The 18,746-nt window shown below is 34.2% G+C and carries 20 protein-coding genes and 1 pseudogene; 2 read left to right on the top strand and 19 right to left on the bottom strand.

The window, feature by feature from the left end; all coding sequences use genetic code 11:
* Position 1: 1 nt before the first annotated feature.
* The 5 genes from CHB72_RS19830 to CHB72_RS19810 form a co-directional block, all read right to left on the bottom strand.
* Complete coding sequence (locus CHB72_RS19830; RefSeq protein ID WP_089284615.1) at positions 2-370, bottom strand: NifB/NifX family molybdenum-iron cluster-binding protein; 369 nt, start codon at positions 368-370, stop codon at positions 2-4.
* 35 nt (positions 371-405) lie between these two features.
* A complete protein-coding gene (locus CHB72_RS19825; protein ID WP_089284614.1) occupies positions 406-786 on the bottom strand; it encodes a DUF134 domain-containing protein in 381 nt (126 codons plus the stop codon).
* A gap of 63 nt (positions 787-849) precedes the next feature.
* The gene (locus CHB72_RS19820) at positions 850-1,110 is read right to left on the bottom strand and encodes a DUF5320 domain-containing protein (protein WP_089284613.1); all 261 of its coding nucleotides are present in this window, start codon (positions 1,108-1,110) and stop codon (positions 850-852) included.
* Positions 1,111-1,340: 230 nt separating this feature from the next.
* The gene (locus CHB72_RS19815; protein ID WP_089284612.1) at positions 1,341-1,997 is read right to left on the bottom strand and encodes a pentapeptide repeat-containing protein; all 657 of its coding nucleotides are present in this window, start codon (positions 1,995-1,997) and stop codon (positions 1,341-1,343) included.
* 207 nt (positions 1,998-2,204) lie between these two features.
* Positions 2,205-3,323 carry a carbohydrate-binding domain-containing protein gene (locus CHB72_RS19810; protein ID WP_089284611.1) on the bottom strand — a complete coding sequence of 373 codons (1,119 nt, stop codon included), beginning with the start codon at positions 3,321-3,323 and terminating at the stop codon, positions 2,205-2,207.
* 337 nt (positions 3,324-3,660) lie between these two features.
* Here CHB72_RS19810 and CHB72_RS19805 point away from each other — a divergent pair, with 337 nt between their 5' ends.
* Positions 3,661-4,122, top strand: a complete 462-nt coding sequence (locus tag CHB72_RS19805) for a redoxin domain-containing protein (protein WP_089284610.1) — start codon at positions 3,661-3,663, stop codon at positions 4,120-4,122.
* 211 nt (positions 4,123-4,333) lie between these two features.
* On the opposite strand, the gene CHB72_RS19800 is transcribed toward CHB72_RS19805, so the two are convergent.
* From CHB72_RS19800 to CHB72_RS19750, 11 genes are all read right to left on the bottom strand, one after another.
* Positions 4,334-4,576, bottom strand: coding sequence for a hypothetical protein (locus CHB72_RS19800; RefSeq protein ID WP_089284609.1), 243 nt, complete (start codon positions 4,574-4,576; stop codon positions 4,334-4,336).
* Positions 4,577-4,595: 19 nt separating this feature from the next.
* Positions 4,596-4,952: a hypothetical protein gene (locus CHB72_RS19795; protein WP_089284608.1), complete on the bottom strand. Its 357-nt coding sequence runs from the start codon at positions 4,950-4,952 to the stop codon at positions 4,596-4,598.
* Positions 4,953-5,266: 314 nt separating this feature from the next.
* Positions 5,267-6,379, bottom strand: a complete 1,113-nt coding sequence (locus CHB72_RS19790) for a hypothetical protein (RefSeq protein ID WP_089284607.1) — start codon at positions 6,377-6,379, stop codon at positions 5,267-5,269.
* Positions 6,380-6,922: 543 nt separating this feature from the next.
* On the bottom strand, positions 6,923-7,744 hold the full coding sequence (locus tag CHB72_RS19785) for a DUF4097 family beta strand repeat-containing protein (protein ID WP_089284606.1): 822 nt from the start codon (positions 7,742-7,744) through the stop codon (positions 6,923-6,925).
* A gap of 246 nt (positions 7,745-7,990) precedes the next feature.
* Positions 7,991-8,584, bottom strand: coding sequence for a TetR/AcrR family transcriptional regulator (locus tag CHB72_RS19780; RefSeq protein WP_089284653.1), 594 nt, complete (start codon positions 8,582-8,584; stop codon positions 7,991-7,993).
* Between the two features lie 198 nt (positions 8,585-8,782).
* Positions 8,783-9,826, bottom strand: coding sequence for a BtrH N-terminal domain-containing protein (locus CHB72_RS19775; protein WP_089284605.1), 1,044 nt, complete (start codon positions 9,824-9,826; stop codon positions 8,783-8,785).
* Positions 9,823-10,464 (bottom strand): GyrI-like domain-containing protein, encoded by a 642-nt coding sequence (locus CHB72_RS19770; protein WP_089284604.1) that lies wholly within the window; start codon positions 10,462-10,464, stop codon positions 9,823-9,825. The genes CHB72_RS19775 and CHB72_RS19770 overlap by 4 nt, the downstream gene beginning before the upstream one ends.
* Before the next feature lie 201 nt (positions 10,465-10,665).
* Positions 10,666-11,799 (bottom strand): hypothetical protein, encoded by a 1,134-nt coding sequence (locus CHB72_RS19765; RefSeq protein ID WP_089284603.1) that lies wholly within the window; start codon positions 11,797-11,799, stop codon positions 10,666-10,668.
* A gap of 576 nt (positions 11,800-12,375) precedes the next feature.
* A complete protein-coding gene (locus tag CHB72_RS19760) occupies positions 12,376-13,617 on the bottom strand; it encodes a hypothetical protein (RefSeq protein ID WP_089284602.1) in 1,242 nt (413 codons plus the stop codon).
* A complete protein-coding gene (locus CHB72_RS19755) occupies positions 13,592-14,125 on the bottom strand; it encodes an RNA polymerase sigma factor (protein WP_089284601.1) in 534 nt (177 codons plus the stop codon). Before CHB72_RS19755 ends, CHB72_RS19760 begins: the two co-directional genes overlap by 26 nt.
* Before the next feature lie 426 nt (positions 14,126-14,551).
* Positions 14,552-15,454 carry a helix-turn-helix transcriptional regulator gene (locus CHB72_RS19750; protein ID WP_089284600.1) on the bottom strand — a complete coding sequence of 301 codons (903 nt, stop codon included), beginning with the start codon at positions 15,452-15,454 and terminating at the stop codon, positions 14,552-14,554.
* A 142-nt stretch (positions 15,455-15,596) separates the two neighbouring features.
* Here CHB72_RS19750 and CHB72_RS28345 point away from each other — a divergent pair.
* Positions 15,597-15,701, top strand: a pseudogene (locus CHB72_RS28345) (hypothetical protein); the annotation flags it as partial.
* A 60-nt stretch (positions 15,702-15,761) separates the two neighbouring features.
* Here CHB72_RS28345 and CHB72_RS19745 read toward each other — a convergent pair.
* From CHB72_RS19745 to CHB72_RS19735, 3 genes are all read right to left on the bottom strand, one after another.
* On the bottom strand, positions 15,762-16,091 hold the full coding sequence (locus CHB72_RS19745) for a FlxA-like family protein (RefSeq protein ID WP_089284599.1): 330 nt from the start codon (positions 16,089-16,091) through the stop codon (positions 15,762-15,764).
* A gap of 97 nt (positions 16,092-16,188) precedes the next feature.
* Entirely contained in the window at positions 16,189-17,562 is a 1,374-nt protein-coding gene (locus CHB72_RS19740; RefSeq protein WP_089284598.1) for a sensor histidine kinase, read from the bottom strand.
* Positions 17,563-17,564: 2 nt separating this feature from the next.
* Positions 17,565-18,272 (bottom strand): LytR/AlgR family response regulator transcription factor, encoded by a 708-nt coding sequence (locus tag CHB72_RS19735; RefSeq protein ID WP_089284597.1) that lies wholly within the window; start codon positions 18,270-18,272, stop codon positions 17,565-17,567.
* Positions 18,273-18,746 lie beyond the last annotated feature (474 nt).

Raw genomic sequence — 18,746 nt, 5'->3', positions numbered from 1 at the left:
ACTATTTCCCTCCATGATTATGAAATCCCGGGTGAATTTCGTCCAACAAAGACAGCTTACCATCTATAAAAGCATTGATGTGATCCTTAACAGAAGCCTCGATCGTCTTGTATATTTTGATATTGGCTGCTTTTATCACCTCTGCAGCGTTCTCACCACATCGTGGAGTAAGCAAGGCACTTACCTTATTATCCACAATAGTTTGCGCAGCTTTGATTCCAGCACCACCCTGGCTAGCAGCGGCACTATTATCTAAATAAACGCTTTCCTCTGATTCTGTATCATAAATAAGAAAATACGGTGTACGACCAAATGACTGGCATACATTTTTTTCCATGGACTTATTATCAACTGGTATTGCTATTTTCACTAGAGTACCTCCTTTATATTTATTTTCTTAAATAATCACTTACCTTTGTCATCATCTTCCATAAAACCTTTACCACATCGATATCTGCGACATCCTCCACCGCCACAGGATTCTTCAAGACCGTCACAAAGTTTATAATCTCCACCCTCGATCCTTAGCACTTTGCCATTCACTAGTGACTCTGCAAGCTTTTTTCTCGCATCATTGTAAATACCTTGAACAGTTGTGCGTGCAATATTCATTTTACTAGCACACTCTTCCTGCGTAAATCCTTCCAAATCAATTAGTCGTATGGTTTCATACTCATCAATAGTCATAGTAACAAAATGTTCTCCATGAATCGAAGTATTCAGTGGCCCAAATCTATTGCTTTCTGGCAAACAGCATACTTTTCTCCATTTTCTTGGTCTAGGCATAATTTTTTCACCTCATTTACGGCAAAAGTAACAGGAGCACCCTCCTGCCACCTTTGTTGACTTTTATAGGTTTTCTAGCTGCTTCTCAATGACATCAAGCCTGCTTTTAAGCAAATCTTTTTGCTCTTGGAGTAGTTCTTTTTGTAGTTTTGAATCAGTTTCATCTACTACAAAATATCTTCCCAAACCTCTTCCAAAGCCTCGCCTGAAGCCAGGCCCAAAACCAGCACCATATTTAACAGTATTGGCTCTAGTGCAAACGCCTAAACCATTTCCAGTTACTGAGCCCATTCCCATTGGCCCAGTCCCATCTCTCCTTGGCATATGGACACCTCCTTTCAGTTTTTGACATATGTCATTTATGCTTTTATTATACCCCATTATTGACATATGTCAATAATTATTTTTTAATTATTAAAAATTTTTTCCTTGTACTTATTAACATAAAAAATGCCAGTCAAGGTGAACACTTACCTCAACTGGACTAAATATCATTTTAATTTATGAAAACAAATATAAAGTAAAAAGAGAGGACTTTATATAGACGAAAGAAATTATGATTTTATTATAAGTCCCAACATTTTTGAAAAATCTACTGCTTGCATTGGAGAAACTATTGCCCCCTTAATATCTTCTAGTCGTATACCTAGTCCTTCAACATTGGAATCACTCAAATCTATCCCAAATAGACTTGTACCTGACATCTGACTTAACTTTAGATTACACTTTCTGAATTGTACCTTAGTAAAATTACTATCTTGAAAATTACTATTTTCAAACATACTATCTTCTAGTATAACTTTCTTCATTTTAACAAATCTCATTAAAACAAATTGTCCATTGCATTGCTTTATGTAGGTGTTTTGGAGTGTAGCATTGCAAAGATTTAAACCCATTAGCTTACAGCTTATAAACTCTGTTCTATGAATAATTGCTCCACTGAAATCTGCATTTGATAGATCACAATTTTCAAATCTTACATCGGTAAGCTCCAGTGAATTCAGTGTTATATCTTTAAAATCTATGTTTTTAAAAATTACTCTTTCAAAGCTTACATGGTTTGCTGCTTGATTTTCAATTTTACAGTCTGATACACATACATTTTCAAAGCTATCCTCATCTTCAATATCAGTAATTTTAATATAAGTACTTTCAATTCCCTTAATAAGCTTTGGTTTTATTATTATAAATTCATCTTTCTTGCTATTCACTATACAGTCAATCTCCTTTAAATTTATTTAACAGTTTTTACTTGCAAATAACTTTAAATTATAAATCAATACTATTATAATAAAATATCTTTTCTATAATTTAGTTTACCATAACATGGTTAATATGCTTTTATCCAGCTTATAGCCCTCGCAATACTAATTCCTCCACCACCACCTTACACCTCCAGTAATAATTTAGCAAAACTTTTAAATACACCTCTGATGCTTTCCACCATTTATAATAATGGATTTATCTGCATGAATACCATCATCACCAGTTGCAATGGTTATATCTCCATCTGTTATGATAATACTATCATCACTATGGATGGCATCATCAGAAGTATCTAAATTGAAAGTACCACCTTCGATAGCTATAAGTGTAGATGATTTAATTCCTTTTGTACTTTTTGTTTCTGTCTCCTGCTCTGTATTTGCTACAGTATTATTATCTCTCCAACTTCCCATTGGATTTCCCTTAGTATTTGTTTTATCACTACCATCTACACTACCGCCTCCAGAAAAAATGGAATAATCTCCCCCTAAAATATAGACAGCTGTTTCACCTTGTATACCATCTGCATCAGCCTGTATGTTAAAAATGTCTCCTTCAAGTACGATAAGTCCTTTTGAAGATTTGATACCATCTCCAGCTGATTTAATAGTGATTGTTCCATCTTTTACGGCAACCAGATCTCTTCCCATTAAACCATCATCGGCTGAATAAATATTTATTTGACCTCCCGTGATTTTAAGATCATCTTTACTTGAAATACCATTGTTATAATTGCCATAAACTGTTAGCTTCCCTGTTCCGTTGATGGTAAGATTGTCTTTACTGAAAATAGCCGCATTAGGCTCATCTGTTGTGTCATCTTCAAATACATAGTTTTCACCATCTGATATCATATTTTCTGTTCCATCTTCTAAGGTTATAATGGTTTTCCCTGCTTTTTTTACATAAATAGGTGCACTGTCTGTCGCGTGAATTTCTACACCATTTAATACCAATTTTACAGTTCCTTTATCTTGCTCATCCACAATGATTTGGCCGTTATCCAATTTACCACTCAAAGCATATACACCTGCTTTTGTGATCGTTATGGTATCTTCTTTCATCTCTACACCGGTACCTGTTGAGTCAGCAACAGTTCCTTTTAACTCAATATAGTTTGGATTTTCATTTCTCCAATCACTATAAAAGTCATCATCATCATAAGTAACTCTTTCGTTAATTTCAGCATCTGTATCACTAATTTTCACTAAATCTTGGGGCTTTCCCACTTGTGAATCTGTATTAATTTGTGTTTCACCCCCCACATCCATACAGTAAAATCGTACATAAAAATACTGTTAATAGCTTGGCATATAATTTTCTTTTTTTCATAGTAATCCTCCATTTTCTTAAATCTATGTGAAGTCTTTTAATATCTTCATTTTACACTTTAAATCTTAAATGAACCTTAAATAAAACCATCTTTATATAAAATGAGACTTAATTCAGGGGGAGTATTAGCAATACACCGAAGAATAAAATTTTTATGATGAAATGTATTCGAAGTAACCATCCGTACCAAAATCTTTACATTTTTATAGAAATTTTTGTTTAGGGCACCCTATATAAATAGAATAAGAAAAAATAAAAGATGAGAGGAAGATTACAATGAATTTAATTGCAGTTGGCACAAACGCACCAGACTTTAATGTAAAGGATAATAAAAATCAAAATATACGCTTATCTACCTATAAAGGAAAAAAAGTACTTCTTTCTTGGCACCCTCTAGCCTGGACTCCAGTTTGTACCGACCAAATGCGATCATTGGAAACTAATTTGCAAAATTTTCAAAATCTAAACACTGTTCCCCTTGGATTCAGTGTAGATTCTCAGCCTTGCAAAGAAGCATGGGCAACAGCAATTCAAATTAATAACGTTAGTCTCCCATCTGATTTTTGGCCTCACGGTAAAATAGCCCAGGACTATGGGATATTTAACGAGACCGAAGGCGTATCAGAGCGAGCGAATATCATTATCGACGAAAATAGCAAGGTAAAGTGGGTCAAAGTTTATCCATCAGGACAACTTCCAGATATTAATGAAGTTCTGCAGGTTTTATCTAGTAGTTGAAGGAGTCTTTTATTAAATGTCACGAGCCTTTGATAAGGTAAAATAAAGTTTGAGGCCGCAATCCTTTTCATTGCAGCCTCAAAGAAGACAAGTCAAAACTTTTTTCTATTGAATTTTAAATTTACTAATTTCTCTATTTAATGCTTCTGCTATTAGTTGCAAATCCTTTGATGAACTTGCTATTATTTCTAACGATGCTACTTGCTCTTCTTCAGCAGCTGATATTGATTGTACCGCCAGTAATAACAAGTTTATATTGGACATCTACATCAGCAGCCACCATATTTGGCATCCTTCCAAATCCAAACTCGCCTTCTCCAGAGTCACCTGCTGCATTTATACCATCGTCACTGGCAACAATATCAATCGTCCCACCATGTATATAAATAACTGCACTTTCTAAACCTTCATAGCTGTCGAGTATTTTTATATTACCACCACTGATAATAAGCATTTCATCTGCATGAATACCATCATCGCCTGTAGTAATGATAATAGCTGTTTATTACTTCAGCGTTAAGTGAATTCAGATATTGAGCACATTTTTCTATATATTCTACAGCTATACCATCATCTGCAGAGAAATTAATATATTTTTTAAAGAGCTCAAAATATACTTCCCCTCCCAAGCCATATTTCCCATTCTGAATATTTCTTAATAACATAAATTTACGCCTCCTCATCATTTCTCTTATGATAGCTCGTTCACAATTTTCTTTTGCAAGCTCGATATCTACATCAATCCAATTTACCCAACTGTTAACCCCGGTTTTTTTCAGTAAAAAATGTAATGCTTCAAAAGCCAATATATATTCTTCTATGCTCTTCATTCTACCTTCCTCATTAACGGTTCATCTTCTTGATGTTCTCCCAGCTCTTCCAGCAATGTTTCCGAACCGGGATGTATTCTAATATTGTTATTCTCCTGCAATACAAAAACTCCCTTGGAGCTGACTAAAAGTACCCTTTTCCCATTGGTGAACACATCCGTTCATGTATTTAATTATTATACCAGCCTTTCTACGTATCCAGCAAACTACATATAAGCCAATGATTATCTTAAGTATCCTAGTTGATAGTTCTGGTTCTGGTTCTGGTTATGTATATCATAGTATCACTAGATGCGGTATGTCAATACCTATTATTATTTTACATATATGTCAACTGTACTCAGCTTTCCATTGCTGAACACAAACTCATAGCTATATCGGGGAAGATTTTCATACCCTTGTTTCAACATGGCTTTTACTGCTGTTTCAAAGTAAACCTTATCAGCTCTATCTTTGATCCACTGCTTTGTTTTGGCTAAATCTGAAACATATTTCTCCGGAAGAATCGGGTCTCCGGAAGTGTCGATGCCTTCAAACCGCTTTGTCAGTTCTTCCGGCAAACCCTGCAATTGACCGCTGCTGTCAATGAATATGTCCTGAAGCTTAATGGTACCTCCTGAATATTGTTCCAAGAGATACTCTGCCTGCGTAATGGATGTGGATAAAAAACGCTGGCTCTGTGATATATTCTTTTCATAGGATGAAACGCTATGCATTGAAAACAAGGCTCCATAACTGTCCTTCTCACTCTTTTCCATACTGTTCAGTGCCTCTTCAACAGCTTTCCGTTTTTCCTCAGAAAGATCACCGGATACGGTGAAAATACTTCCTCGAAGCGAGATTTCTATCTTTTCATCTTCCGCCAGCACTATACCCTTATCCAATAAAATTTGGTTCAGCTGTGCTGATTTTTTATGAAAGGATCGTCCTGCAAATGCGTTCTCATATGCATTAAAATCACTTGTTATAATGCGTTTTTCTGCTTCCGACAACTCTGCACCGCTAGCCCATTTTTCTGCAAGTGACTTCAAATGCTCCTGAAAGGCTGTACTATTTACAATCTCTGGTGTATAAATCACTCCTTCTGCATACCAATCCTGCTTTTCGATAATATCATTTGTCCCTCTTACAGCTTCTTTATAGGCCTGCTTAGCTTCATACATACCGCCCCTTCCCGACGTCTTTAAAGAACTGAAATAGTAATCACTGCAAAAATCATCAAAGCTCACATCCATCAGCGGTTTGCCAGAGGATATAATATTTTTTATTCGGGCATATTTTGCTTCCCTGGATATTGTAACGATATCAGACGTCCAGATTTTCGTATTTGCTTGTTGGCTAAATGCCCTCTTTTTTCCAGAATTTCCACTATCATCGAAAAGTTTCAAATACCAGTTAAAAAAATCATTAGCTTTATTAATGTTCATAATGCAAAATCATCCCTTTCTCTAGGCACAGCAAATTCTGATATGCAAAGCAGTGCCCTTTCTCTTTATTGTTATAGTAAGTCTTTTATGTATCTTTCTTAACTGAAATGGAATATTTTGTATCTTTATTACTATATATCGGTTATATTTTAACAATATTAAGCCTTTTCACAAAACTATGGTTTTGCACTTTTAAAACAGCAGGCATCATTTACCATCATAAAAGTACAATAAAAATAGGAATATATGCAAAATAACCTAATGTTTGTTCTATCCTTCCATTACTCTTGTCGTGTATTCCAAATCGGTAAAACACGCTTGACTCTGCCACCGTGTGAGGGCTTAAGTATGAAGTATTGAGAAGAATAGGCTTAATTAGTAATACGTTCTAATAATTCCTGTTTACATAGTTCTGATATATCGTTTTACCATCAAAACAGGAACTGTAAACTGTTATTGGAGACGAACTAATAGACAGCCGTAAGATAAACCAAGGTAATAGAAGTGCGTATAAGCCAATCTCATGCGTGTTCTATATAGCAATTACTTTTTCAAAATACCTATACTTCCTGATGAGCTTTGAAGAGTAATTTCATTACTTCTTGTTCCGATTTGCTCCTCAATCTTCTTTTTACCAACACTACCAACCGTATCAGCAGAAAAATCGTTTTGGATCTTTCCGGCGTTGGTTTGAGCTTTTAATAAAAATTCAGCAGTACTGGGAAGCTCTGTGGTGATATCCCCAGACGATGTTTTTATATTTATATTCCCATGTTCAAACTCCTTATAGCTTATATTGACTTTTCCTGAAGAAGTTTCAATTTTAGCTTCTCTAGCACTGCACTCATTTAAGCTGATATCCCCTGCCGTAGTCTTTAATTCTAATTTATCGGTAATTATTTTTCCAATTTCCACTTTTCCAGAAGTGCTGCTAAGTGAAAAACTTGACAAATTAAAAGAATCCATCCTTGTATCACCTGAAGTTACATTAATTGAAAGATTTTTGATATAATCCTCAGGAATATATATATCCAAATACATATCTTCAAATGCTCCACATTTACTGCGATTTTCCTTAACTACAACCTTCTCCCTATCAATTTTATAGACAAGATTTGTTTCTGTTGCTGATTTACCATAGAGATGAAACTTCACTTCTTCGCCTGCTTCTGTTTGTATAACATGAACCGCTTCATTTAACATTGACACCTGTATTTCTTCAATATTTTCCAGAGAAAAGCTTTTTTCTTCATTGATTTCTTTAGTAGACGTTAATGCTCTGATACCAAATATACCCATAGTGAATATCACTCCTATCAAAATTATTCCAATTAGAAATTTCTTTTTATTTAATTTAGTTTTCATACTGTCTTTTCACCTTCCATTATCATACATTCTTATCTTCCTTCAGCGCTTAACTTCAATTGTCTAAATCTATACCTTCACCGTCTTATAAGTAGCTCTTCATTTATATACCCCTCCTTTGGTCATTATTTTTATATAGATAACACCGCATGTAAGTCTAATATTTGGATGGATATTATTGCATAAGCCTCTGTATAGAATGAATATTTTTTTATTCATTCTATACAGAGAAAAATAAAAATGCTTTTATGCATTTTTATTTTCGGAAATCAGTAAATTTTTCATTATACATTCTGTAATGTACTCAATAATTTGAGGAAAATATTGCATACCAATTTCTTCTTTATGAATATCAATATATAACAGAGATTTAAATAACGTGTTTATAAATTCATCGTCGATATCTTCCCTTACTTTTCCTTCGGACTTCCATTTTGTAAACAATTTCAAACTAACACTGTCCATTGTCTCAAGGCTCTTATCTATACCGCCAAGTTTATAATATTCTTTCTCAAGCTTACTGATAAAATCCCTGTTGTACCATACGTTCAGTATTGGATTTGATTTCATGCCGTTATGATCCAACGCTATTATTTCTTTAACTACTTTTATGGGATCATCATCTAGGTTAACTGATTCCATGATACTCTTTTTTAACTTATCATTTTCATCCAGAAAAATATCTATGAAAAGCTGCTCTTTTGAGGAGTAGTATTTATAAAATTTGCCTACCCCTATCCCGACCGTTTTTGTAATATCGGAAACATTCGTGCCTTTAAATCCTTTGGAACTAAATAGCTCTTTCCCACAATTAAAAATATCAGCTTTTGTCTCTTCCACTTTACAAACCTCCATAATTGGAATGAATATTTTTTTATTCATTCCAATTATAGCACAAAGCTTTCCTCCTGTCGATATCCTTATAGAAAATTTACTTATAAAGCATGATGTATTATCAGTAAAAAACTTTAAAAATGCAGAAAATTGGCGGTTCGACTATGAACCGCCAATTCAGATTGTTAAAAAAAGTCCGGTTACCTATGACATTTCGCGTTGCAGCCTTGTCATCAGATCAACTTCCATATGGTACAATTGAAGAATCCTTTCCGACATAACCTCCAATAGCCCCTGTTCACCGGTTTGGTGAAGCTGCCACATAGTATCCCCTACAATATCCCACTGACCGGATAATTCAATATACTGATTTCCAATTTGACTTACTGTATCGTTTTGAAATATCCCAGCGGCTTCATTCAGGAATACGCCATACATTTTTCTAAAAATCCCCCCGCCGGTGCCGCCATCAGCATTTATCAGGAAATAGTTGGTTATACCGGCCCGTTTTAGCTTGTGGACATCAAACTTACTCCATTTCCTAACTTCTTTTGAAAACTTCTGAATACCGCTGACGCCCTTCAAGCTAGCCGGAGGATTTAGCATCTTTTCACATACAGCCAGTATGGAGGCCGTAAGGTTATCCCTATTGATGCCCCGAAAACCGCTAAAGTCAAACTCGGCATATTTATTGTTTGGGGGAAAGGGCTTGTAATTACTGCTCCGGGCAGCCTGCATCTCTCTATAAGGTACAAGATGATAATCTTCACGGATGGGCCCATTAGGTGTTCTGATTGGATAGTCGGAATTGTCACGGTCGCTCACATAAAAGCATTCTTCTTCGTCATCATAGCCAAACAGGATGATGGAGTGTCCGCCGAAATGACTGTTATCATCCAATCCAAAGTAACTGATGAAGGGCATGTCTACATAAGCCATGACAGGATGGTCGCTCTCTATCATTTGTTTCGTTTTTTCAAATACTTTGCCGTAATCCTTGTTTTGTTTAACTCGTATCGTTATCCCAAGCCGTCCAGCAAGCGTTTCTTCAAATTCTAATACCTTTGACCGGCCTGCCACCATAGGGGCTGCCGCAAGGTTAATATAGGTAAAATCCAGTCCTTCACCAATGCCAAACAGCATTTCTTCAGACAAGGAGTAGCCGTAAAAATCAAATACCTGCTTCATTGAGGTGGTGATACAGTGTTTGCCGCCTTGCGGCTTGAAATGCTCAATTACCTTTTTCATTGGACTCCTCCCTTTCTCACCTGATACCGCAAAATCGTTTGATATTTGGCTGGTTGCACTTTTCTGGCATCGTTCAGATAAATTTCCCTGTGAGTATGGCTGATACGTTCAAGCCCGTTGTCTTTGGAAAACGCATCCATCAATGCAAATGATGCCGGTTCATCATCAAAAAGCCCAATATGGAGCATCTGAACGCACAGACCATCTTCCATTGTATCAAAGACAACTTCTTTCAAGAATGGATGAGGTTTCTTCTTCTCTACCACCGAATATGCCGCTTCAAACATTTCCTGCGTGATGAAGTCGGGCTGCCGTATCATGATTGTATATTCAAAGCTGTCCTTATCTAATGGGCTGTTTCCGGCTGATGTCCAAATCCCTTCCAGCGGAAACACAGTGTAATCCAGATACTCAAATTGTTTATTATGATCAGGGTTATTGCTGCAAAAAGCTTTGTGCCGCATTTTTATTGAATAGGCTAGCGAGTATAAAGCACCAACTCTTTCTGAAAAATCAGCGTCATTCGGGTTGCCCTTTCCACTTATCATAATGAATTTCTGCCGGGGAACAGTTATAACTGACGGCTCCTTCTTTATACTGTACAATTCCTTCTCGTGTTTTTTCCACTCATGTTTCATATCCAAAACCTCATTTCCAATTTTGGTATTATCGTATCATATATAACTTGCAATCCTGTGTCAGGTTATATATTTATCTTCAAAGGCAAGGGTCACCGAAATGGTCTTTTTAGAGGAAATATCATCCCCACGGTGATGAACAAAATATGGATAGTCTTATGATTCTCACGAATGACCTTTGCAAGTCATATACACTCCCTCTTAAAACTCATCGATAACTACCATTGGTTCATGCCCATCAAAAAATGTAGAAACTGCTATAAATGTATTTATACTATCAAATAATTTAATATATGTTCTCCTATACTTCTCAACAGGTTTTCCGGCAAAGTCCCGTTTGATCTCACGTATTAGCTCGCCTGTTTGGCTATCATATATCCTAATTATAATTTCGTTAGAACCCTTTTGAATTGATGTAGCAAAATATTTTCCTTCTTCAGAAAGAAATACATTAGAGCCTTCATTCTTATCCTGCAAAGTGTGTTTTAGCATTTGGTTTGTAGCATTATTAATAAGAATTACTTCTCCTGCAGGTACACCATGACCACGAGGGTAAAGCCCTTCACTAAAAGAAAGGTATGTGTCTGATACATCCATATGTTCCAGGCGAGGTAATGTAGCTTTATGATCTACCAGTTCTGAACCATCGATATTAATTGTGCCGAATGTAGTTTTGTCATTGTATCCAATAAAAGCAATTTTTTTATCTTGATTAAAAAATGCAATGTTAGTAATAACGTTAAAACCTTTATTTATTTCAAAATTCTCTGAATTTAAATTTAATATAGATTGTTTTGTTTGTTTTAACATATCATAAACAAATAATCCATCAAATGTAGTATAAGCTATTTTGTTACCTGATTTGGAAATAGCTATAGCTAGTATATCATCTGAATCCAATAGTTCATTTAGATTCATCTCCTTAATTTGCTCTAAATCTTTATTATAAAAATAAGCATTATAAATTATATCATCAATTATACCATCATTTTCTATAATATAAGTATCTATAAGACAATAACCATCATTTGTAGTATAATACCATTCTATGTAATTCAACCCTTTTAACGGTTCTTCTGATAATATTTTTTGTGTTTTTATATCAAGTAAATAGAGCTTGTCTAATTTAATAAGAATTTTACCATCGCCCCATTCGTATATACTACTGCGGTCTTCATTCACTGGTTTGGTTTCATTCATTACAGATTCCTCAACAGAATTATTGCCTAACCTGCCGGTCATCTCATCCTCTGAAGAAGCATTGCTAATTGTATTGGAGCAACCTGTAAAAATTGCCATTATAATTATTGCAACTATTAAAAATATTTTTTTCATTTATATCCTCCTACTCTCTTTTTAATAAGGCATTTTAGTCATAGCTGTACGTCTAATGGATAATATGTTCTACTGTTTAATAAGGCTATCCATATTTTCTAAACTCAATAGTATCTTTCTTTCACCATCTTTGAAAAATCATAAAATTATTAACCTTTCATAATGATTTATTTATTTGGCTTCATTTATTTAAGGATTAACAATAAGCAAAATAGAGCCTGTTTTAATAATATAATCGTCACCATGTTTAGGAACAGATATGCTGTACAATGTATGTGTTCCTTTTAATTGACTTATATCTAAATCTATTTTGAATTCGGCTATACTGCCTTTGTTAATATTCAAGTCCAAATAATCATGCTCTATATTTTTAAAGATTGGTGATTGAGGTAAAATGTAGCCTGTAGTTTTTCTTTACAAACACAAAATTGGCGGTTCAACTTTGAACCGTCAATTTTGATTGTAAAAAAGCTCTATTACCTATGCCATTTCACGTTGAAGTCTTGTTATCAGATCAACTTCCATATGGTACAATTGAAGAATCCTTTTCGACATAACCTCCAATAGTCCCAAATCCTATCTCTGTAAGGACTCCTTTACTCGTGCCATCATCTCATCCAGCATTTCCTCAGTATAGCTACCGTCATGGATACTGTCCATAAATTGTTCAACCTTTATCTTAATTTCTTCTTCTGTATAGGATGCTTCAAAAATAATTAATTCATCTATTAATTTATTAAACTGTTCTTGTTGTTGGACTATTTCAGGATTAGATCTATCTTCTTCTAGTTTTTTGGAAAATATAGCATTTTCAACCATTTCCTCCAGCATTTCCTCAGTGTATTCTCCAGAGAATAGTCCATCTAGAAGCTTTTGGAGACTAGCCTTCATTTCATCCTTCTGATAATCCCCTTGATATTCCTCATCAAAGTATTGCTGAGCCTTAACATGAATCTCAATTCTCTTCATTTCCTTAACGTAATCACCCTGATATCTTTCATTCAAAAACTCCTCTACCTTCTTAGGATCAGCCTTGGCTTTGTCAATGGGCAGATCAAAAATCACATTCACACCGTCAAAGTCTGGGTTAGGTATGATTTCACCACTTTCAAAATCAAAGGTGAAGGCATTTGTATCATAAAAATCTCCTCCGGAACTTACTGCAAGGTAAATACCTCTGTCGGCAAACATTTCTATCGAGCTGCATGAAATCAGTCTGTACTGTACACCATCAATTACTGATTCATTGTAACCTCCGATATCCAAAGATGCTACATTAACATGCCATGGTATAAGGCCCTTTATAAGTGGAGATATAAAGAATCGCTCATTGCCGTACTCTTCGGATTGGATATCGGGCATTTTTCCATTCAACTTTTCAATGGCTACGGCAATATAGCTTTCTTCAGTATCTATATCATAATCATCCGAAAATGAGGTAAGTCCAAGTCCCTTTCCGGAAACAATACCCATCAATGTAAATTTGTATTCACCAGAAGTCTCCGATTTATTGATTAGTATAGCGTCTTCACCTTTAAACGCCTCTGAAAGAACAGAATATTCGAAGTGCTCTGCCAACTCGTCGGGTGAAAGATAATTCCATGCTGCAAAGGCCCCAACGGACATTACTATGATAAGTAAGGAAGCAATCAAACTTACTTTATAAACTGACTTTCTACGTGTTCTTTCCATGTTCATCTTCTCCTTCATACGTTTTTTAATTTTTTGATTCAACACTTCATCGGGAGAATGTGTTGAATTCAAGGTTCTTTTTAACAATAAATCAATTGAGTCATGTTGATGTTGATGTTGATCCATACCCCACAGCCTCCAATCTTTTTTTTATAAGGGCACGAGCTTTATACAACCTGCTTTTCACCGTGCCCGAAGGAATTTTCAAAGTTGATGCTATATCTTCAACTGTCATTTCCACAGTATAATACATATAGATAGGTATTCTAAATTTGTCATCTAGGCAGTTTACTGCGGTTTTAATACAATCATAGAGTTCTCTTTTAACAATGTCATTTTCCAAATTATAGTCGTCTGACAGTAAAAAAGAATCATCCATATCCATATCCGGAGCTAGATTTTGACGTCGGGCATACTTGCGGCGATTACTTTTCCATATATATATTGAGATTGAGATAAGGTATCCTTTAGGATTATTGCTTTCATCTATTTTATGGCATTGTTCCACTCCCTTCAAAAAAGTTTCTTGGTATAAATCATCTGCATCAACTTTATTTGCAGTAAGTTTACGACAAAACTTGTACAATGAGTTGCCGTATAGATCAACAAGACTGTCTATCTTTTCGGGTCTCAAGCAAACCCTCCTTTCTTTTTTTGAAAATACACCCTTCAAATTAACCCTTCACCTATATTTAGTCACGAGATCAAAAAAGGTTCATTTATTTTCTATCCAGAACAAAAATCAGTAGCATATGTCATATGTAGCTCAGGTTTTTTATACCATAGACTTACAAACAGATCTTAATTTAAATAAGTACAAGCTTCACCAGATTATAGTAGAGCATCCATTAGGAACAATAAAGTAAAACTGGAGTGTTATACAAAATATGTCGTGTAATTAACATACTGGGAGTTAAAGAAATACTACAAAGATTCAAAGAAATACCAAAACCGGTACTGATAAAGGGTACCGGTTAGTTGTATTGTCTATCCTTTTATTAAAATGAAGCTTAAAAATGATTTTGGTATTATCGTATCATATATAACTTGTAATCCTGTGTTAGGTTATATATTTATCTTGAATCTTTTTGAGACGTATTTGCAGTTCGTCACGGATGCTTTGGGGTGCAATAACCTCGACTTTATCACCGAAGGAAAAGAGGTAGCTGAATAACCGTTCATTATGGGGCAAATGGGTTTTTACCAAAAAGCTGCCATCATCATTGCAGGTAACCCCATCGGCAAATTCATCATAAACTCGAAACGACATTTCCTTATCAAAAGCAAGAGTCACCGGAATGATCTTTTCAGAGATTTTTTCAACCCCCTCAAATATTTGTGGCGCTACAAAGCGCGTGAAACTCTCAGACGTCAACTCCAATTCTTTTATCCGTGTCAATTTGAACAGTCGGTTGTTCTCCCGTAAGCAGCAGTAACCATACAGGAACCAGTCTTTGCTTTTGAAAACCAGCTTGAGGGGCTCAACCAACCTATTTATAGATTCCCCTTTACCGCTAAAATATAGGAAGGAGACTTTTTTGTTTTGAAAAATGGCACTTTTTAGCGTGTTAAAAACACTTTCGTTAGCTTCGTTCTTGACCCAATCAGAAAAGTCCACCTCTATCCAATTTACATTTTTCTTCTGAAAAACGCTGCTCAGCTTGGCTAGAAGCGCATTAGTGTTTTCAGCATCAACAATACAGATTCCTTGTAATGCCATCAGGATTTGCTCTTGCTCCCCCTCGGAAATCAAAGATTTATTCAATACAAAATTCTCTTGAAGGGAAATGCCGCCACCCTTGCCGGGTGTTGTATACACAGGAATACCCGCGGCGCTTAGTATATCAATATCCCTGTATATGGTTCTCACCGAAACTTCAAAATAGCTTGCCAATTGGGGAGCGGTTATACTTCCTTTTTCCAGTAAAAGATACACCATTTGGAACAATCTATTTCCAGCCATTCTAACTCACATTCCTTTCGCTTCATTCATGCACAAATCATAATGAAGGACCCGTAGCTAAATTTGTATCCATCCTATTTCTTCGTCGTGATATGCTCCAACATTCTACTGTCCCTGATGCTCGTTCTTAAAAAGCACCAAACGTAGACGGTTGAAAGAAACGCTAAATAATTTTGATGATAAAGATTTAATCATCATGCAGGCTACAGCAAATGGAATAGTTGAAGCAAAGGAAGTGGATAGATAGTAATATCCACTTCCTTATTTATTTTAATATCGAAATATTTTCTTTTGGATATATTCATCTTCATACTAATATATCCACATTTTCTCCATGTCCTTTTTCCTTTGGAGCTATCATAGAGTTATCTGTTTTTTCTCCTATCTGTTCTTCTGATTTTTCCTTTTGCTTTTCAGCCTTCGCTTTTTGAAGTTGATTTTGTAATTTGGATAATTGCTGTTCTAATTCCTTTTTTTTAGTCTGTTCTTCCTTTGATAATTCTTTTTTTTGGGATAGTTGAATTATTTCCTTTCTGACATTTTGAATTTGTTTTTGCAAATTGGCAATTTCATCTCCATTCTTGTCACCCATATTACTAAGAGTTGGTACCATGTTATTCATTCCATCAATTTTCATATTCTTCCCGCCTTTCAATTTTTATTTTATTATCAGCAATTTGGTGTTCTTTTGTAAAATATTTACATATAACATATCGGAAAGAAAACACTTTTTTTCAATAGAGTTGTTCCGAGATGTCGTCTAAATGTCCCGAAAGAATTAGTAAAATATTTAAGACAAAACAATCTGATGTTCTATCTGTACTTAAAGCTCCATTATATTTTTTAGCGACTTCTTGCATATTAGAGATACCTATACCAGAACCGCCTGTTACTTTTTTAAATGGATTAAAACTATTTGATATTTCTATCATAAAAAAGTTACCATCCAATTTAGTGGAGAGTTTAATATATTTCTTTCTATTATCGACTAATAGGCAGGCTGTTATAGCATTGTCAATTGCATTAGCAAAAATAATACACAAATCCAAATCATCAAGGGCTTGGTCGAAAGGAATAGTTACTTCGCATTCAATTTCAATGTTCATTTGCTTGGCTATGCTTAGTTTGTTGCAAAAAAGTGCATCTACAGTAGGATTCCCTGTATTGCATAAAAAGGAAAGGCTATTTGTTACTTTTTCCAGCTTATTCAAATAACCTATAGCTTCCGCTATATTGGCTTTTTCCAATAATCCATTTACAATAGAAAGATGATTTTTAAAATCATGCTGGAAAGCCAGAGTTTGAGTTATCCTCGATTTTGCCTCTTTAATATAATTTTTCTGTGCGTAAATTTGTTGTTCTAAAATAATTTTCTTTTGTTCTGCATAAAAAAACTCTATAACTTTTTGATAAGAAAACAATATTGCAAATATACTTGCAAATGCTATAAGAGAGATACAAAAAACCTGTAATTCTTGAACAAAAGGAGGTTGAAATAAAATCTGCACCTGATTACTCTCTATATCAATAACTGTAGTAGTATCCCAGTATCCTGTATTTTCAGTTAATTTAAAAAAGGATAATAGAAGTAACATTGGTGCCAGCAGTATAAAAAAATAGCGATTTAATTCAACAGATTTAAGTTCTATTTTTTTTGCAATATACCGATACATAACTGTTATTATTATTATGGTCAGTAAGGAATAAGCCATCATACCCACTTGGTATACTAATATGCTGTTGCCATGATTAAATATCATATAATTTAATGGCGCTACAATGCCTAAAGCAAGTTGTCCTAGTACATATATTAACAAACTAGATATAATTGCTAATGCCACAGATTGCTTTAAAATAAATTTTGCAAAAATATATATTGTGCATAAAAAAAGCAATACCGACAACAATTCTGAAAAATGAAAATAGGATATTGCAAATACATTTATATACGATAACAACAAATACCACAAATAAAATGTTTTTTTTGAGCTAACCTTTGTAAAAGATATGAGAAAATAACATTGAATAAAAAATAAAAAACTATTATATGCAACTGCGATAAATAAAAATCCATATCCAAAAGATGGATTGATTAAAAGACTATTCATTTCTATTTTCCTCTATTCTTCATGTATTTTAATATAGCTTGTGAAAAATCTTGTTGTCGCAGTCTGGAAACTGGTATACTACTGCCGTTCGCTAAAATTGCATTACTATTTTCATAGCCTTTTACATAATTTAGGTTAATTAAATAGCTTCTGTGGCAACGAAAAAAATTTGTAGGTAAGGTTTTTTCTAAACTTTCAATGCTATCATAATAATCCATAATTTCATTCTTTAAATGAATATATATTTTTCGTTTTATGACTTCGCAGTAATAAATATCTGAAATCTTAATTTGCCAATATGCCTGTCCTTTATGTATTATTATGTATTGGCACTCTGCATCTGATAATTGCTTGATAATTCTATCTAAAGTTCGTGATAATTTATCATCTGCAAGGGGCTTAATTAAATAATTTGAAGCTCCTACTTCAAATGCCTCAAATACCATTTCTTTTAACACTGTAATAAAAATAATAAAGCATTTTTCATCTTTTTTTCTAATTTGTTTTGCAGCTTCCATTCCATTTACTCTATCCATTTGAATATCCAAAAAAATAATATCAAAATGACTTTTTTTATATAATAAACTTTCGGATGAGTTAAACAATTGTATTGAATATAGCAATTCGTTAGTGTCCATATATGTCGATATTTTTTGTTGTAATTCATTTAACATATAATCTTCATCATCACAAATAGCAATTGAAATCATGGTTTCCCCCCTTTTTAGCGCTATCCATTTAAGTATATAGATTTATATATCTACATTCAATAGCACTGCTCTAAAATGTAAGTTTCCTGTTCCATAATGTTATGATTATTAAAAAAGAAATTTTATCTTGCATTATAGCCTTAAGAATACTTTTTCACTTTTTTAAATAAATTAGACAAATTCAAGACTTTTGGTTGTAGTAATAGAAGGATTGAGTAACATAGCAAGCACAGGAAGTGCGGCTATACTTCCGATTAGTGTGACACTGTCACCACTGAGGTAATAACAAACACTCGCAATTTCATCTACGCACATTTCTTTTTCACCAAGCATAAATAGCATTTCTAAAATCGCTAAGATCAATATATAGTGTCTCGATGTCACTGTCATCAACTTAAGAAAATAAGTTTTTTGATCCTTGAAAATTGCATAAGAATATAATTAACAAATAGTGCTAATTCACTATTGACAAAC

The organism is Anaerovirgula multivorans, from assembly GCF_900188145.1.
GTDB classification, from domain to species: domain Bacteria; phylum Bacillota; class Clostridia; order Peptostreptococcales; family Natronincolaceae; genus Anaerovirgula; species Anaerovirgula multivorans.
The sequence above is the reverse complement of the archived record's forward strand: the minus strand, read 5'-3'. Positions and strand labels throughout refer to the sequence as shown.

Coding starts and splice junctions, on each gene's coding strand:
- CHB72_RS19770 (WP_089284604.1), bottom strand. CDS start 10,464: ATGAAACATGAGTGGAAAAAACACGAGAAGGAATTGTACAGTATAAAG.
- CHB72_RS19825 (WP_089284614.1), bottom strand. CDS start 786: ATGCCTAGACCAAGAAAATGGAGAAAAGTATGCTGTTTGCCAGAAAGC.
- CHB72_RS19765 (WP_089284603.1), bottom strand. CDS start 11,799: ATGAAAAAAATATTTTTAATAGTTGCAATAATTATAATGGCAATTTTT.
- CHB72_RS19810 (WP_089284611.1), bottom strand. CDS start 3,323: ATGGATGTGGGGGGTGAAACACAAATTAATACAGATTCACAAGTGGGA.
- CHB72_RS19740 (WP_089284598.1), bottom strand. CDS start 17,562: ATGAATAGTCTTTTAATCAATCCATCTTTTGGATATGGATTTTTATTT.
- CHB72_RS19800 (WP_089284609.1), bottom strand. CDS start 4,576: ATGCTTATTATCAGTGGTGGTAATATAAAAATACTCGACAGCTATGAA.
- CHB72_RS19805 (WP_089284610.1), top strand. CDS start 3,661: ATGAATTTAATTGCAGTTGGCACAAACGCACCAGACTTTAATGTAAAG.
- CHB72_RS19785 (WP_089284606.1), bottom strand. CDS start 7,744: ATGAAAACTAAATTAAATAAAAAGAAATTTCTAATTGGAATAATTTTG.
- CHB72_RS19790 (WP_089284607.1), bottom strand. CDS start 6,379: ATGAACATTAATAAAGCTAATGATTTTTTTAACTGGTATTTGAAACTT.
- CHB72_RS19820 (WP_089284613.1), bottom strand. CDS start 1,110: ATGCCAAGGAGAGATGGGACTGGGCCAATGGGAATGGGCTCAGTAACT.
- CHB72_RS19760 (WP_089284602.1), bottom strand. CDS start 13,617: ATGGATCAACATCAACATCAACATGACTCAATTGATTTATTGTTAAAA.
- CHB72_RS19735 (WP_089284597.1), bottom strand. CDS start 18,272: ATGATTTCAATTGCTATTTGTGATGATGAAGATTATATGTTAAATGAA.
- CHB72_RS19745 (WP_089284599.1), bottom strand. CDS start 16,091: ATGAAAATTGATGGAATGAATAACATGGTACCAACTCTTAGTAATATG.
- CHB72_RS19750 (WP_089284600.1), bottom strand. CDS start 15,454: ATGGCTGGAAATAGATTGTTCCAAATGGTGTATCTTTTACTGGAAAAA.
- CHB72_RS19795 (WP_089284608.1), bottom strand. CDS start 4,952: ATGAAGAGCATAGAAGAATATATATTGGCTTTTGAAGCATTACATTTT.
- CHB72_RS19775 (WP_089284605.1), bottom strand. CDS start 9,826: ATGAAAAAGGTAATTGAGCATTTCAAGCCGCAAGGCGGCAAACACTGT.